The organism is Neopusillimonas maritima (assembly GCF_003576595.1).
Classification (GTDB): Bacteria; Pseudomonadota; Gammaproteobacteria; order Burkholderiales; family Burkholderiaceae_B; genus Neopusillimonas; species Neopusillimonas maritima.
This window is the reverse complement of the sequence record NZ_NQOU01000008.1, coordinates 83,034-96,523: the sequence shown is the minus strand read 5'-3', so window position 1 is coordinate 96,523 and position 13,490 is coordinate 83,034. Positions and strand designations below refer to the sequence as shown.

At 51.7% G+C, this 13,490-nt stretch carries 16 protein-coding genes; 5 read left to right on the top strand and 11 right to left on the bottom strand.

Annotated features, from left to right (window positions below; genetic code table 11):
• The 8 genes from CJO09_RS14820 to CJO09_RS14785 all read right to left on the bottom strand — a co-directional run.
• Nucleotides 1-236 (bottom strand): NAD(P)-binding protein (locus tag CJO09_RS14820; RefSeq protein WP_158582687.1); only part of this gene is annotated, 236 nt, incomplete at its 3' end.
• A 179-nt stretch (nt 237-415) separates the two neighbouring features.
• Nucleotides 416-1,678, bottom strand: a complete 1,263-nt coding sequence (locus CJO09_RS14815) for a TRAP transporter large permease (RefSeq protein ID WP_119443052.1) — start codon at nt 1,676-1,678, stop codon at nt 416-418.
• A complete protein-coding gene (locus CJO09_RS14810; protein ID WP_114421553.1) occupies nt 1,675-2,229 on the bottom strand; it encodes a TRAP transporter small permease in 555 nt (184 codons plus the stop codon). Before CJO09_RS14810 ends, CJO09_RS14815 begins: the two co-directional genes overlap by 4 nt.
• 30 nt (nt 2,230-2,259) lie before the next feature.
• Nucleotides 2,260-3,246: a TRAP transporter substrate-binding protein gene (locus CJO09_RS14805; RefSeq protein ID WP_119443051.1), complete on the bottom strand. Its 987-nt coding sequence runs from the start codon at nt 3,244-3,246 to the stop codon at nt 2,260-2,262.
• Between the two features lie 61 nt (nt 3,247-3,307).
• Nucleotides 3,308-4,300 carry an amidohydrolase family protein gene (locus CJO09_RS14800; RefSeq protein ID WP_119443050.1) on the bottom strand — a complete coding sequence of 331 codons (993 nt, stop codon included), beginning with the start codon at nt 4,298-4,300 and terminating at the stop codon, nt 3,308-3,310.
• 34 nt (nt 4,301-4,334) lie between these two features.
• Complete coding sequence (locus CJO09_RS14795; protein WP_119443049.1) at nt 4,335-4,907, bottom strand: 3-hydroxyanthranilate 3,4-dioxygenase; 573 nt, start codon at nt 4,905-4,907, stop codon at nt 4,335-4,337.
• Between the two features lie 3 nt (nt 4,908-4,910).
• Nucleotides 4,911-5,342: a RidA family protein gene (locus CJO09_RS14790; protein ID WP_119443048.1), complete on the bottom strand. Its 432-nt coding sequence runs from the start codon at nt 5,340-5,342 to the stop codon at nt 4,911-4,913.
• Nucleotides 5,343-5,469: 127 nt separating this feature from the next.
• The gene (locus CJO09_RS14785) at nt 5,470-6,408 is read right to left on the bottom strand and encodes a LysR substrate-binding domain-containing protein (RefSeq protein WP_218961070.1); all 939 of its coding nucleotides are present in this window, start codon (nt 6,406-6,408) and stop codon (nt 5,470-5,472) included.
• 103 nt (nt 6,409-6,511) lie between these two features.
• Here CJO09_RS14785 and CJO09_RS14780 point away from each other — a divergent pair, with 103 nt between their 5' ends.
• Nucleotides 6,512-7,531, top strand: a complete 1,020-nt coding sequence (locus tag CJO09_RS14780) for a CNNM domain-containing protein (protein WP_119443046.1) — start codon at nt 6,512-6,514, stop codon at nt 7,529-7,531.
• Between the two features lie 41 nt (nt 7,532-7,572).
• Here the strand turns inward: CJO09_RS14780 and CJO09_RS14775 are convergent, their stop codons facing one another.
• Nucleotides 7,573-8,379 (bottom strand): metallophosphoesterase family protein, encoded by an 807-nt coding sequence (locus CJO09_RS14775; protein ID WP_119443045.1) that lies wholly within the window; start codon nt 8,377-8,379, stop codon nt 7,573-7,575.
• Nucleotides 8,376-9,344, bottom strand: coding sequence for a diacylglycerol/lipid kinase family protein (locus tag CJO09_RS14770; RefSeq protein WP_119443044.1), 969 nt, complete (start codon nt 9,342-9,344; stop codon nt 8,376-8,378). Before CJO09_RS14770 ends, CJO09_RS14775 begins: the two co-directional genes overlap by 4 nt.
• Nucleotides 9,345-9,644: 300 nt before the next feature.
• Between CJO09_RS14770 and groES the strand changes: the two genes are divergently transcribed.
• The 4 genes from groES (at nt 9,645) to pyrF (ending at nt 12,975) form a co-directional block, all read left to right on the top strand.
• Nucleotides 9,645-9,932 (top strand): co-chaperone GroES, encoded by a 288-nt coding sequence (groES, locus tag CJO09_RS14765; RefSeq protein ID WP_114421545.1) that lies wholly within the window; start codon nt 9,645-9,647, stop codon nt 9,930-9,932.
• A 35-nt stretch (nt 9,933-9,967) separates the two neighbouring features.
• Nucleotides 9,968-11,614 carry a chaperonin GroEL gene (gene groL, locus CJO09_RS14760; protein ID WP_119443043.1) on the top strand — a complete coding sequence of 549 codons (1,647 nt, stop codon included), beginning with the start codon at nt 9,968-9,970 and terminating at the stop codon, nt 11,612-11,614.
• A gap of 179 nt (nt 11,615-11,793) precedes the next feature.
• A complete protein-coding gene (locus tag CJO09_RS14755; RefSeq protein ID WP_391523649.1) occupies nt 11,794-12,141 on the top strand; it encodes a diacylglycerol kinase in 348 nt (115 codons plus the stop codon).
• Nucleotides 12,142-12,159: 18 nt separating this feature from the next.
• Nucleotides 12,160-12,975, top strand: a complete 816-nt coding sequence (gene pyrF / locus CJO09_RS14750; protein WP_119443042.1) for an orotidine-5'-phosphate decarboxylase — start codon at nt 12,160-12,162, stop codon at nt 12,973-12,975.
• Here the strand turns inward: pyrF and CJO09_RS14745 are convergent.
• Complete coding sequence (locus CJO09_RS14745) at nt 12,959-13,468, bottom strand: CinA family protein (protein WP_119443041.1); 510 nt, start codon at nt 13,466-13,468, stop codon at nt 12,959-12,961. The genes pyrF and CJO09_RS14745 overlap by 17 nt on opposite strands.
• Nucleotides 13,469-13,490 lie beyond the last annotated feature (22 nt).

Sequence of the window (13,490 nt, the reverse complement as noted above, 5' to 3'; positions counted from 1 at the left end):
ATATTAATTTCGATATCGCTCCAGCTTTCCAGGCCGGCGGTAATCAAATCAAGCGTTTCCGAATCGCCGGCTCGCAAGAATTCGAGTGCTTTATCAGAGAACACTACCCCAAAGCCAAAGGTCGTGTGCGCATCGTTTTGCTCGAAGACCTGAACTTCAGAATTAGGCAGGTCACGACGAATTCGGTAAGCTGCGTACAAACCAGCAGGGCCACCGCCCAAAATATTTACTTTCATTCTTCCCTTTAATTCAAAGCGTTGCGTTCATTAACTTGTGCCGTAACAGGTATGCGACGATCCATTGTAACGGTTACCGGCAAGCACCATAACCAAATTAAAAGGCGTTACGCCTATAAACGTAACGCCTTTTTGAATAGAGTGCGATTTTATGAAAGGCCCACATAAACCTTAAACAATTATTCCAATAAGACCATGACAGGCCATGGGTCATAACTGAACCAGATCAACAAAAGAATAACGCTCACCAGAAAGGGAATGAGCGCCTTGGCAATTTTCATTGGACTAATGCCTGTCATGGCGGACGCAACAAACAAACCTGTACCCACCGGTGGCGTTAACAGCCCCAACACCAGGTTCAAACACACAACCACGCCAAAATGAACCGGGCTAATTCCAAACTGGTCAACCGCTATCGGCAACAGAATAGGCACAACAAGAATTAACGCGGCAATGCCCTCAATAAGCATGCCCACAATGAGCAGTTGAGCCATCACCAGCAGCATAAAAACAAATGGGCTGGATGTACTGGCGCCAATCCACTCGGCAACCATTTGAGGAATTTTCTCGAACGTGATGGTCCAGCCGAAAACACCTGCCGACGCAACAAGGAAAATAACCAACGCCGAATTTAACGCGGTGCGTTTCAGCAAATCGGGCATAACGCCCAATTTCAGATCACCATAACAAAACTTCCCTGCCAACAACGCGGCCAATGACGCCAACCCTGCCGACTCTGTTGGCGTAGCCAGTCCGGACAAAATGCCACCAATGATAATAATGGGCACACCCAATGCAGGAATAACCTGAATAACAGACTGCACAGCCTCTTTCGCATCGGGCCAGCGACCTTTCGGATACGTATGTATAAACCCGAAACCGGCAACGATCAGGAAAAATGCCAACCCCATCAATATCCCGGGAATAATCCCGCCGATAAACATGTCGCCAATGGATATCTGTGCCAGCACCCCATAAATAACAAACAGCATTGACGGCGGAATAATGGGGCCCATTAAACCGGCTGCAGCCGTAATGGCGGTTGAAAATGTTTTGTCGTATCCCTCGCGTTCCATTTCCGGCACGATGGCCCGAGACATAATGGCGATCTGCGCATTGGCCGACCCCATAATGGACGCCATCATCATGTTTGCCAGCAAGTTAATGTAGGCCAGACCACCGCGAAAGCCACCAAAAAACACCCGGGCGAAGTTAATAAGACGGCGTGTCAATCCACCTTCGTTCATTAACTCTCCGGCCAAAATAAACAGCGGGATGGCTAATAAACCGTATGACTCAACTGATCCGAATAATTGCTGCGCATACGACTCAAACAAGACTGTATTGCCTGAATACCAAATATAAAACACCGCGGTTAAACAAAGACAGATCCCTATGGGAACCTGCAAAAGCAATAAGAGGGCAAACACAAAAAACGTCATAATGCCTGCCCCTCGGATTCATCCATGTAATGGCCACGCGGATCGTTCATTAAATTAACCAAGGTATGAAAGCAAAGCGACACCGCAAAGTACGGGACAATCAACCATGCCCAAAACTTGAACATGGGTAGCGTTACCGCTTTTTGCTGGTACATGAAGTTAAACGTTTCCGCGCTGAATGCGTCTTTATCAAAGCCCGCCTGGATCATGTCCAGGGGGGCATACCATTTCCAGCAAAATACCAAAAGCAAAATGCCGAACAGCAAAACACTTAAATCAACAAAGACACCCACTATGCGCCGCCACTTTCTGGGTAGAACGTCTACCAGCGCGGTTACGGCTACCGCCTGACGTTGTTTCAGTAGTACGGCTGTTCCCAGAAACAACATCCAGATCATGGCAAAAATAGCGGCCTCATCAACCCAAAACTGAGAGTTATTCATGGCGCGGGTAATCACGTTGTAAATGATAAGAATCGTTACCAACAACGCAAAAAAACCGGCCAACACCAGCTCGATTTGGGCGAGCCGGGTTGATAATCGCTGCAACATAGCGGGTACCTTCACTAACTTGAGAAAACGTTATTTTTTAATATTCTTGGCTGCTTCACGCAGGCCGGACAGCGCTTCCGGTGTGCGCTTGGACCAGGTTTCCTCCCATTCCACAATCTCTTCCTCGAAAAACTCGGGGCCGACATCTTTAATGGTTTTGCCCGTACCACGCACTTTTTCTTCCCAACCCGATTCTTTTGCTTTGTACTCAGCCATCACCATATCCAGGCGCTTGCTCATGAGATCGGTAATCATTTTACGATCTTCCTCGCTCATGTCTTTCCACACCCGCGCTGACACAACGCCCACCATCGGGAACATCATGTGATTGGAAACAAGAATCGTATCGGCCTTCTCCCAGAATTTCAAAGCCCAAATCAGTTCGAGGTCCATATCGATGCCGTCGACCTGCCCGTTGGCCAACGCATCGTATACAGCAGGCAATGGCAGCGGCGTGGGTGCAGCGCCCAGGTCGATATAGAAATCACGGATTGGGTCCAACGGCGTAATACGCAGCTTCATGCCACTTAAGTCGTCGGCGGTCTCAACCGGCTTGGCCGTTAAGATTTGACGCATCCCGGCCATGCCGTAGCCGATGCCCACAACACCCGCTTTGGCCGGCAGCTCTTTCAGCAAATTGGTTGCCGCCGGCGTTTTCAAAATTTCAGCCGCTTCGGCGACATTACGAACCAGATAAGGTGCGTACAACGCCCCTAGGTTCTCTACCCGGTTAGACGCTTCGGCAATAGTAAGAAATGCCATATCGAGGGCGCCGGTTTGCATTTGCTGAAGCATTTGCGCCTCACTTCCCAACTGGCCTGCTGGAAAAACTGACACGGTATGTTTGCCACCGCTGGCTTCTTTAAGGTCTTCCGCAAAGCCGTTAGCCTGCTGCGTCCAGATATGCGGAGGGGGAGTAATAAGGCCCATACGGAAATCTTTGGCCAACGCCGGTGCACTGAAAGCGCACACGCCCGCCACAGCCGCGATTAAAGTTCCAATTTTTCGTATTTTCATTGCTGTCTCCTCGAGGTTGAAAGGACTCATTTAAAAAGTCCATTCTCTTGAAACTGGCGACTTAGGCCAGATTAAAAAAAGTTATAGCATTGTCGTGCAGTATTTGCTGTTTTTCGTTCGGGGAAAACGATGATGCCTGCACCAAAGAACCGATAGGTTGCTCACCCAACGGATACGGATAATCCGACCCCATCATGAGGCGATCGACACCATGCACATCGGCCAGCAAACGCAGTGAACCCTGGTCGAAAATAGTGGCATCGCAATAAAAACGGCGTGCGTACTCAGAAGGGGGACGAGGACAATCTTTGCGCACGATATCGCGATATTTCCAGGCGTTGTCGACGCGACCCAGCAAATAGGCAAAACTGCCCCCGCCATGGGCGAAGCAAATCTTTAACGATTCAGGAATACGCTCCATGGCACCCGACAAAATTAACGACAACATGCCCAACTGCGTTTCCGCCGGCATGGAAACAAGCCACGGCAGCATCCATTGCTTCATGCGGCCCGGCCCACCCATCATGTCCCATGGGTGAACAAAAACCGGAATATTCTCATTGGCACAGTGAATGAGGAAATCAACCAAATCCGGATGATCGAGGTCTTTTTCACCCACATGATTACCAATTTGAACGCCCACACACCCGGCGGCCTGCGCCCGGGAGGCCTCGGCGCAAGCCAGCTTGATATCTTGCAAAGGCACTTGCGACAAAGCCTTCAAACGAGAGGGGTGATCTGCGCAAAATGCAATTGCCTGTTCATTCATTTGTGCCGCCCAATCTGCGGCTTTGGCTGGGTCCCACGTATAACCGAACATGACCGGAGTTGAACACACCAATTGGGTCTCAACGCCCTGCTCATCGAGCTCCTGCACGCGATAGGCCGGATCCCACAACGCGCGGTACACAGGCCGAAAAGGCTGATCACCAAGCATAATATGGCCTTTCTGCCCGCCTTCGTCCACGCGCAGCCATGCTGCTTTTTCAGCGTCTACCTTATGGGCGACGTCTTTACCAATAAGCGGAAAAAAATGAGAGTGAATATCGATCATTCTGTAATGTCCATACCAGAAACTTCAAGCAAGCTTATAAATTAGGGTGAGAGGCTTTCAGGGTCGCGTGCCACGACTCGAAATCCCGGCCGGGGTGCACTTCTCCGCATTTGGCACAGGTGCGTTCAGCCTCGTTGGTGCTGTAAAAACGCTCGTAGGTAGGGGGAAGGTCTTTCACAATATTCTTCAGTTCAAGCTCATAACGCTGCAGTACATGGCCGCAACGTGCACAACTCCACTGAAACGCATCTTTTTCACCCGTTGGCCGCTGGCGCTCAATAACAAGACACAAGCTTCCTGCTTCAGGTCGCTGCGGCGAATGCAGCACATGCGGCGACATCAGAAATATGTCACCTTCTTTCAAATGAACACGCTCGTACTCACCGTTTTCCCACATTAAAAGTTGCGCGTTACCTTTGAACTGATAGAAAAACTCTTCTACCGGGTCATCGTGGAAATCGGAACGCTGATTCGGCCCACCCACAACCGTCACCATAAAATCGCTGTCCTGCCAGATTTGCTGGTTACCAACGGGGGGTTTCAGTAAATGCGCATGCTCATCGAGCCAATTTTTGAAATTGAGTGGATAACCATATTTAAAATTCATCGCTCACTCCTGATCTGAAAGCGGCTTGTATGCTGTTGCCCGCATCTCAACCAGCAGGTGAGGATGAGGCAATTGATGCACAGCCACCGTTGTGCGCGTTGGTCCGTCATGATCGAAAAACTCGGCCCAGACCTCATTAAAGCCGCCGAAATCATTCATGTTCACCAGAAACACCTGCACTTCAACCGCATCTTCGAGGCCGGCACCGGCATGTTGAAGAATATCGGCCATGTTCTGGATAACGGCGCGAGTCTGAACACGAATATCCAGATTGGTCACCCCCATGGGGTCGACCTCGACGCCTTCGAAGGAGTTATCGGGTCGACGCGAACTGGTACCCGAAACAAAAATGAAATCGCCGGCGCGCCGATAATGTGGAAAGCGGCCCCGCGGCCTGGCTTTCCCACCAATAACCGCTGATTCTTTGCTGCTCATGTAAGTCTCCTGTTATTTTCGTACTGTAGCGAACGCAACTGGACGTGAATAATAAATTCTTTTGGTCCAGGTATAAACAAATGGAATATCAAGTACCCTGCTCAGCCGGGGAAACGCGTAACGAAACTTAAGACGATATTTGCGAAGCCACGTCGTGCAGGCTTAACAGCAAGCGTTGGGTGGCCGGCGACGCAGTTCGACCATTAGCCAAGGTATAACCAACATAGCCAAACGGGATATCCTGCCCCACAGGTAAAACGCTTAATAAACCAAGATGAACAAATTTAGCGGCCACTTTGTAAGGCATGATGGCGATCATGTCGGAGTCCACCAACAAACCCAGGTTCGTCATGATCGAAACCGACTCCACAATACGGGTGGGCTTGCGCATTTTCAAGGTTTCAAAAAAGTGGTCAACCGAATGCGAGGCCTCAGATTCGGACGTTGGCAGAATCCAGTCCCAGGACTCCAGTTGAGCAACCGAAATCGTACGACTTGCCGCCAAAGGATGTTGGCGCCCTACCACCGCGCAAAGCGTTTCGGCGTATAGCGGAACGTGCTCATAGTCGGGGTTCTTTTCATGCAAGGGAATTAACCCCACCACCACATCAAGCTCACCCCTTGCCAGCTCAGGAAACATTTTGTCGTTGACCCCGACCCTGACCTGAACCACGACATTGGGTGCCATTTCACGCAAACGACGTACGGCACCAGGTAACAGTTGCGCAGACGCCGCCAGTAACGTTCCAACAACAACCTGGCCGGATACCCCCGCACTCCACGAATTCAAATCATCGGCCAAATACCGTAAGTCGGCCATGAGCGTACGACAGTGATTGCGCAGCATCAGGCCAAAATCTGTGGGCTGTACGCCCCGCCGGGATCGCACCAATAATATTTGCCCGAAATGCTCCTCAAGCTCCTGAATGATTTTGGTAATAGCCGGTTGCGTCATGTGCAATTCACGAGACGCAGCCAACAATGAGCCGCAACTTAGCACCCGTTCAAAAACAGCCAATTGCTGCAATTTCAAACGCCGAACCAGCGATTGATTTGAAAAACTCATCATTGACGCCATTTAATTGTTTTAAGCACTTGAGACGGTTTGCGCTCAAGCTGACAAAAACCTTAACATTAGACTACTTCATTTTTCAGGCCACACGCTCGACATGAGTCTTCTTATAGCATTTGCTGTACTGTCTATTACCATTTCATTTATTTGTTCAATACTGGAAGCTGCACTTTTATCCATCACACCAAGCTACATCGCCCAATTAAAGCTAACCAAGCCTAAATTACACGAAAAGCTTAGGGTCTTGAAAGACCGCATCGACCAACCCCTGGCCGCCATTCTTACTCTCAACACCATCGCACACACAGTAGGGGCCACAGGCGTGGGCGCGCAGGTTACTGTTGTATTCGGCAACGGCTATCTGGGTATTGCCTCAGCCGTGATGACCATCCTCATCCTGATTTTGTCTGAAATTCTGCCCAAATCAATGGGTGCGCGGTACTGGCCGGCAATTGCCCCTTACCTGCCCGGAACACTGAACAAGATGATTTTTGTTCTGAAACCTTTTATTTGGTTATCCGACCGAATTATGGACCTGTTCGGCGGCCCCGCCCCTGAACACGATGTGCGTCAGGAAATTAAAGCGTTGTCGATATTAGGCCGCGAAATGAACAAACTGGATGAAGACGAGCAGCGCGTGATCGCCAACATCCTGGATTTGCACGATATGCGGATTCACGAAATCATGACGCCGCGCACCGTTTGTCGGTATATTTCGCCCGACATGACCATTGGCGAGTTCACTCGTCACGTACAGGAAAGCCAATTCTCGCGCTACCCCGTTATCGACAAGGACGAGAACCCGCTGGGCCTTTTGTTTCGTTACGACGTCATCGATGCCGACCCCGACGCCAATATTTCAACGCTGATGAAGCCGGTAACCGTTGTTAACGAGAAAATGAGTGTCGAAAACGCGATGAGCCAATTCATTCAGGAACGACAGCATATGTTCCTTGTTTATGACGAATATGGCAGTTGGCAAGGGCTGGTCACACTGGAAGACGTCATCGAAACCATTCTGGGCAAGCCAATTATGGATGAAACCGACGACATACCCAGCATGCGCCGTTATGCCAAACGGCGTTGGAGACACCGTCTGAAGAGTCTGGAGGAGTAATAAAGCAAGTACGCGTCAATACACAAAGCGGGCCATTGGCATTATGCAATTCGCAAAGCCTTGCTTTGTATCATGGCGAACTCATTGGAATCTTCGTCATAGTCCCAGCGCTCAATCTCACATTGGCGTGCTCCACGGGCCAAGCCATGCCGTATCACATAGACGGAGTTGTTTGAGTCATGCCGGATACGGGTCGACACGGCAGTGCCGGCCTGAACAATCCACACCGGCCGCTGCAGGCTGGTAAAGCTGTCGTGCAGCCCTGAAATAAACGGACGATGAATGTGGCCGCCCAATATCAAATCGGCCCCGGCCTGCGCCCACTCGGTCACGGCTTTCTGATGACCGCGCAACAGGTGCTCCTCATCTTCAGCGTGAGTGACATAAACAGGTTGGTGCGTCACAACAATGCGTAGTTGGTTTGCATCAGCCTGTTTCAAGCGTCGGGCCACATGCTCAATCTGTCTTGCCGAAACCTCGCCTTCGATATGCCGATAACGGCGCGTTGTCCGCACACCTATAACCAGCAATTCCGGCGCATCATGAACAGGCTCAAGGTCGGAACCGAAGACCCGCCTGTAGCGTGAATAAGGCCCGAAAATGCGAGTGACCAGGTCGAATAGCGGGATATCATGATTACCGGCAATAACCAGTCGGGACGGCACTGCCAGCCGGTCCATAAAGGCGCCGGCCGCAGCGAATTCAACCTTGCGCGCACGCTGGGTAATATCACCAGACAGAATCACCAATTCAGGCGCCTGGGCATGTGCCAGACGCTCCAGTGCCTTAACGACTTGCGGCCGCTCTGTGCCGAAATGGGGGTCCGAAATATGCAGCAGCACCCTCATGGCGCGTCCAATCTTGATTCGCGACGACGTTTAATTAATAGCAGGGGTTCTGGCGCCACACGAAACTTCAGCGGCGCGCGCAGCCAAATAATCTCACCGTCTGTCGCAACCTTAATGCGACGCTTACGCGCATTTCGCCACACTCCCAACGGAACAACGGTGAGACTGCGAAAACTGAAACCCTTGACATTTTCAGCGTCGGACAAGCGCCCCAACGCGCCGCGCGCAGCCAGCCACAACATCGCCATCGTTCCCACAGGTTTAACCGCAATCGCCGCCAGTTGTCCCTGCTTTGTTGATTCTGCCTGCGGCATACCAACCTGCTCAAGCTGAAGACGATTATTGCCAATAAAAAGTGTCATGGTTCGAAATTGTGTTTGCGTGCCATTTTGCTCCAGCGCCATGTCCAGATATCGATGATGCCGGAATGCTGTCACCACGGCCGACCAAAGCGCCACCAGCCTGCTGCGGCCATACCGCTGCTTGAATTTCTCACGATCTTCCAGCAATTCCGGATACAGGCCCACGCTGGCGTTAACGAGAAAAATATGGTCGTTCACCGAACCGACCTGTACCGGCACAGGCTCGCCGTGCAGCAAATCGTCGAGCGCTTCGGTAATCTCTTCGGGGATACCGTGCGTGCGACCAAAGTAATTGAACGTGCCTTGCGGGACGGCCCCGAACAAACAACGGTTTGTCAAGGCAGCGGCCGCCACGAAATTAATTGTCCCGTCTCCACCAACGGCCACCACAGCGCCGTGTTCCTCCTGGGCGGCTCTAATTGCTTCCTGAACCGTGGTTTCCAGGCTGTTAACGTTTTCGATGACAAATATGCGATGTTTGCGCCCCGCCGAACTCATTGCGGATTCAATCGCCTGACATGCGGCGTCTGCATTCCGACGCCCCGAACCGCCATTAACAATAAAAAAGAGTGCTGGTTCGGGCTTGCGTGTTAGGGGTTGCATGGAATTTTCCAGACGGCCTCGCAATAAATTGGCTTTTTTGACCGACGACGGGTGTCGGAACTTTGTTTTCTGTTCGATAGCATATGGTAGTTTCCCAGGCGCTGAACCGCAAACGCTCGCTGCTTGCCGCGCACATCAACATCTTTTCTCAAAAAACATCCATCGAAAATGTAACAATCTCCACCCCACCCCTTGAAGTCTGCCACTTCATCCTTATAATTAGCACTCGATGGGGGTGAGTGCTAACAACCGTCCCCGGAATTGAAATTTTCCAACATTTCTTGAAACAGGAGTTCCTTCATGGCACTGCGTCCTTTGCACGATCGCGTGATCGTCAAACGTTTGGACAACGAGCGTAAAACCGCTTCGGGTATCGTTATCCCTGAAAGCGCCGCTGAAAAACCTGACCAAGGCGAAGTTATCGCTGTAGGGCCCGGCAAAAAAACCGAAGACGGCAAACTGATTGCTGTTGACGTTAAAGCAGGCGACAAGGTTCTGTTCGGCAAATACGCCGGCCAAAGCGTCAAGGTTGATGGCGAAGAACTGCTCGTAATCCGTGAGGATGAAATCCTCGCCGTGATTCAGTAATCCGCAACACAGAATACAGTAAGGAATCAAACAACATGGCAGCTAAACAAATTCAATTCGGCGACGACGCCCGCTCACGCATTGTTCGTGGCGTAAACGTCCTGGCCAATGCAGTTAAGGCCACACTGGGCCCCAAAGGCCGCAACGTAGTACTTGAGCGCTCTTTCGGCGCCCCTACCGTTACTAAAGACGGTGTATCGGTCGCCAAGGAAATCGAACTCAAAGACAAGTTTGAAAACATCGGTGCACAACTGGTTAAGGAAGTGGCTTCCAAAACTTCCGACACCGCCGGCGACGGTACCACCACGGCAACCGTTCTGGCTCAGTCCATCGTTGAGGAAGGTATCAAATACGTTACCGCCGGCATCAACCCAATGGACCTGAAGCGCGGCATCGACAAAGCCGTAGCCGCCGCTGTCGCAGATTTGGCTAAATTGTCACGCCCCTGCACCACCAGCAAGGAAATTGCTCAGGTAGGTTCCATTTCCGCCAACAGTGATGCCTCCATCGGCAAAATCATTGCTGACGCAATGGACAAAGTGGGTAAAGAAGGCGTGATCACTGTTGAAGACGGCAAGTCACTCGACAACGAACTCGACATCGTTGAAGGGATGCAATTCGACCGTGGCTACCTGTCACCCTACTTCATCAACACCCCCGAAAAGCAAACCGCTATTTTGGAAGACCCCTATGTTCTGATCTACGACAAGAAGATCAGCAACATCCGCGACCTTCTGCCCACACTGGAACAAGTTGCCAAATCCAGCCGTCCTCTGCTGATCATTGCGGAAGACGTTGAAGGTGAAGCACTGGCCACACTGGTTGTTAACAACATGCGCGGCATTCTGAAAACCACTGCTGTTAAAGCACCTGGTTTCGGTGATCGTCGTAAAGCCATGCTGGAAGACATCGCAGTTCTTACCGGCGGTACCGTTATCTCCGAAGAAACCGGTGGTTCGCTGGAAAACGCCACGCTTGAAGACTTGGGTCAAGCCAAACGCGTTGAAGTGGGTAAAGAAAACACCACGGTTATCGACGGTGCAGGCGACTCCAAATCCATCGAAGCGCGCGTTAAGCAAATCCGCATTCAAATCGAAGAAGCCACTTCCGATTACGACCGTGAAAAACTGCAGGAACGCGTTGCCAAACTGGCAGGCGGTGTTGCTGTAATCCGCGTTGGTGCCGCTACTGAAGTGGAAATGAAAGAGAAGAAGGCACGTGTTGAAGACGCACTGCACGCAACCCGCGCTGCAGTTGAAGAAGGCATCGTTCCCGGCGGTGGCGTTGCACTGATTCGCGTGAAAGAAGCTGTCGCTAAAGTCAAGGGCGAGAACATCGACCAAGACGCCGGCGTCAAGCTGATTCTGCGTGCCATCGAAGCACCTCTGCGCACCATCGTAGCCAACTCCGGCGACGAACCCAGCGTGGTCGTTAACGAAGTTGCTAAAGGCAAAGGTAACTACGGTTACAACGCCTCTACCGGCGAGTACGGTGATTTGGTTGAGCAAGGCGTACTTGACCCAACCAAAGTAACACGCACTGCCTTGCAAAACGCTGCTTCGGTTGCATCACTGCTGCTGACAACAGAAGCCGCGATTGCCGAAATTGCTGAAGACAAACCTGCTCCTGCCATGCCCGATATGGGTGGCATGGGCGGCATGGGTGGCATGGGCGGTTTCTAATCTCCCTCCATCAGTCTGTCAGCACAGGGCACGCTTGCTTCCAGGTGCCCTGCAGGCAAAACCCTCTTCATCATGCGTTGAAGAGGGTTTTTTTATGTCCGACGCGTTTACAATGCCACCCAAACAATCTATATATTACGTACATGATTCCGAACTCCCCCTTCAAAAGTAAACGGGGCATGCGGCGACTGGCCAACGCGTTGCGTTATTCCGCTCGTGGTTTCAAAGCCGCCTTTGAACACGAAGCCGCCTTCAGGCAGGAACTTTTCCTGCTGGTGGTGCTGATCCCGGTCGCGCTTTGGCTTGGTAACAATATCGCCGAACGAGCGCTGCTCATTGGTGCCCTCTTTTTCGTTTTAATTGTCGAACTCATTAACTCAGCCATTGAAGCCTTGGCCGATGCCGTCACCCTGGATCATCACACGCTGATCGGCCGTGCAAAAGACTTGGGAAGCGCCGCCGTGATGCTTTCCATTATTCTGGCTGTTACAGTGTGGTCTGCCGTTGGCATTAGCCATTTTCTGTAATTTTAACCACGCGTCAAAATGAAATTCACCGAGAAGCTTAACTCTGCCTGGCAACACGCCGACTCCCAACTCATGGTTGGGCTTGATCCCGATCCGCGTCGCTTTCCTGCCGAGCTACAAGGCAAACCCGATGCCATTTATGAATTCTGCAAAGCTATAGTCGACAGCACCGCACCGCATATTTGCGGTGTTAAACCGCAAATTGCGTACTTTGCATCACAGCGCGCCGAAACGCAGTTGGAAGCGCTATGCCAATACATTCGCGAACGGTATCCACAGCTTCCTATTGTGCTGGATGCAAAACGGGGGGATATTGGATCTACCGCAGAACACTATGCGCTTGAAGCGTATGAGCGCTATCAGGCCGACGCGGTTACTGTTAGCCCATACATGGGCTTTGACTCGATCAAGCCATATCTTGAATGGGAAGAAAAAGGCGTCATTATTCTATGTCGCACCTCTAACCCAGGTGGGTCCGACCTGCAATTTATTCAAACCGAACAACACACGCCTGTTTATATGCATGTAGCCGGCCTGGTCGCCGACAAATGGAACAAAAACGGGCAATGCGCCCTCGTGGTGGGTGCGACATTCCCCGAGGAAATCGCCAAAGTACGGCAACGGGTCGGCGATATGCCTCTGCTCATTCCGGGCATCGGCGCTCAGGGTGGCGATATTGAACAAACCGTTAAAGCGGGTCGAAACGGCACAGGAAGAGGCATGATGATCAACTCATCTCGCGCCATTCTGTATGCAAGCACCGACGACAACTGGCGCGAAGCGGCGGCCCAGGCCGCACTTGACACCCGTAACGCGATTAACGCTGTGACATAAACCTTTGGAGTTTCTGCAGGGCGAACTCAACCGCGCTTAGGCGGATTTGCGTGCGGTTGCCGTCGAATATATGCGTTATGGCCTGGGTGGATATGCCATCGCCGGCGCGGTGGGCGAAGCCGAAACAAACCATGCCGACAGGCTTACCCGATGTTGCGCCGCCGGGGCCGGCAATTCCGGTTGTAGAAACCGCAAAATGAGCGTTTTCGGTGTTGGCCAGCGCGCCGGCAGCCATTTCCATCGCCGTTTCTTCACTCACGGCGCCAAATCGTTCAAGCGTATCGACACCCACCTGAAGAAGCTCGACTTTAGCCGCATTGCTGTACGTCACGTAGCCTCGCTCAAACCAACCACTGGAACCGGGAATATCCGTGAGCGAAGCACTTAAAAGTCCGCCGGTACAAGATTCTGCACACACCAGCATCCAGCCATGACGCAGGCACTGTTCGCCCAACGATTCCACCAAGTCAACAAACTGCTGATCTGTATACATTCAAGATGCCCCCGGCAACGAC

Excerpts from the sequence above, each read along its gene's own strand:
- CJO09_RS14815 (WP_119443052.1), bottom strand. The coding sequence starts at position 1,678 with ATGACGTTTTTTGTGTTTGCCCTCTTATTGCTTTTGCAGGTTCCCATA.
- CJO09_RS14810 (WP_114421553.1), bottom strand. The coding sequence starts at position 2,229 with ATGTTGCAGCGATTATCAACCCGGCTCGCCCAAATCGAGCTGGTGTTG.
- CJO09_RS14805 (WP_119443051.1), bottom strand. The coding sequence starts at position 3,246 with ATGAAAATACGAAAAATTGGAACTTTAATCGCGGCTGTGGCGGGCGTG.
- CJO09_RS14800 (WP_119443050.1), bottom strand. The coding sequence starts at position 4,300 with ATGATCGATATTCACTCTCATTTTTTTCCGCTTATTGGTAAAGACGTC.
- CJO09_RS14795 (WP_119443049.1), bottom strand. The coding sequence starts at position 4,907 with ATGAATTTTAAATATGGTTATCCACTCAATTTCAAAAATTGGCTCGAT.
- CJO09_RS14790 (WP_119443048.1), bottom strand. The coding sequence starts at position 5,342 with ATGAGCAGCAAAGAATCAGCGGTTATTGGTGGGAAAGCCAGGCCGCGG.
- CJO09_RS14785 (WP_218961070.1), bottom strand. The coding sequence starts at position 6,408 with ATGAGTTTTTCAAATCAATCGCTGGTTCGGCGTTTGAAATTGCAGCAA.
- CJO09_RS14780 (WP_119443046.1), top strand. The coding sequence starts at position 6,512 with ATGAGTCTTCTTATAGCATTTGCTGTACTGTCTATTACCATTTCATTT.
- CJO09_RS14775 (WP_119443045.1), bottom strand. The coding sequence starts at position 8,379 with ATGAGGGTGCTGCTGCATATTTCGGACCCCCATTTCGGCACAGAGCGG.
- CJO09_RS14770 (WP_119443044.1), bottom strand. The coding sequence starts at position 9,344 with ATGCAACCCCTAACACGCAAGCCCGAACCAGCACTCTTTTTTATTGTT.
- groES (WP_114421545.1), top strand. The coding sequence starts at position 9,645 with ATGGCACTGCGTCCTTTGCACGATCGCGTGATCGTCAAACGTTTGGAC.
- groL (WP_119443043.1), top strand. The coding sequence starts at position 9,968 with ATGGCAGCTAAACAAATTCAATTCGGCGACGACGCCCGCTCACGCATT.
- CJO09_RS14755 (WP_391523649.1), top strand. The coding sequence starts at position 11,794 with ATGCGGCGACTGGCCAACGCGTTGCGTTATTCCGCTCGTGGTTTCAAA.
- pyrF (WP_119443042.1), top strand. The coding sequence starts at position 12,160 with ATGAAATTCACCGAGAAGCTTAACTCTGCCTGGCAACACGCCGACTCC.
- CJO09_RS14745 (WP_119443041.1), bottom strand. The coding sequence starts at position 13,468 with ATGTATACAGATCAGCAGTTTGTTGACTTGGTGGAATCGTTGGGCGAA.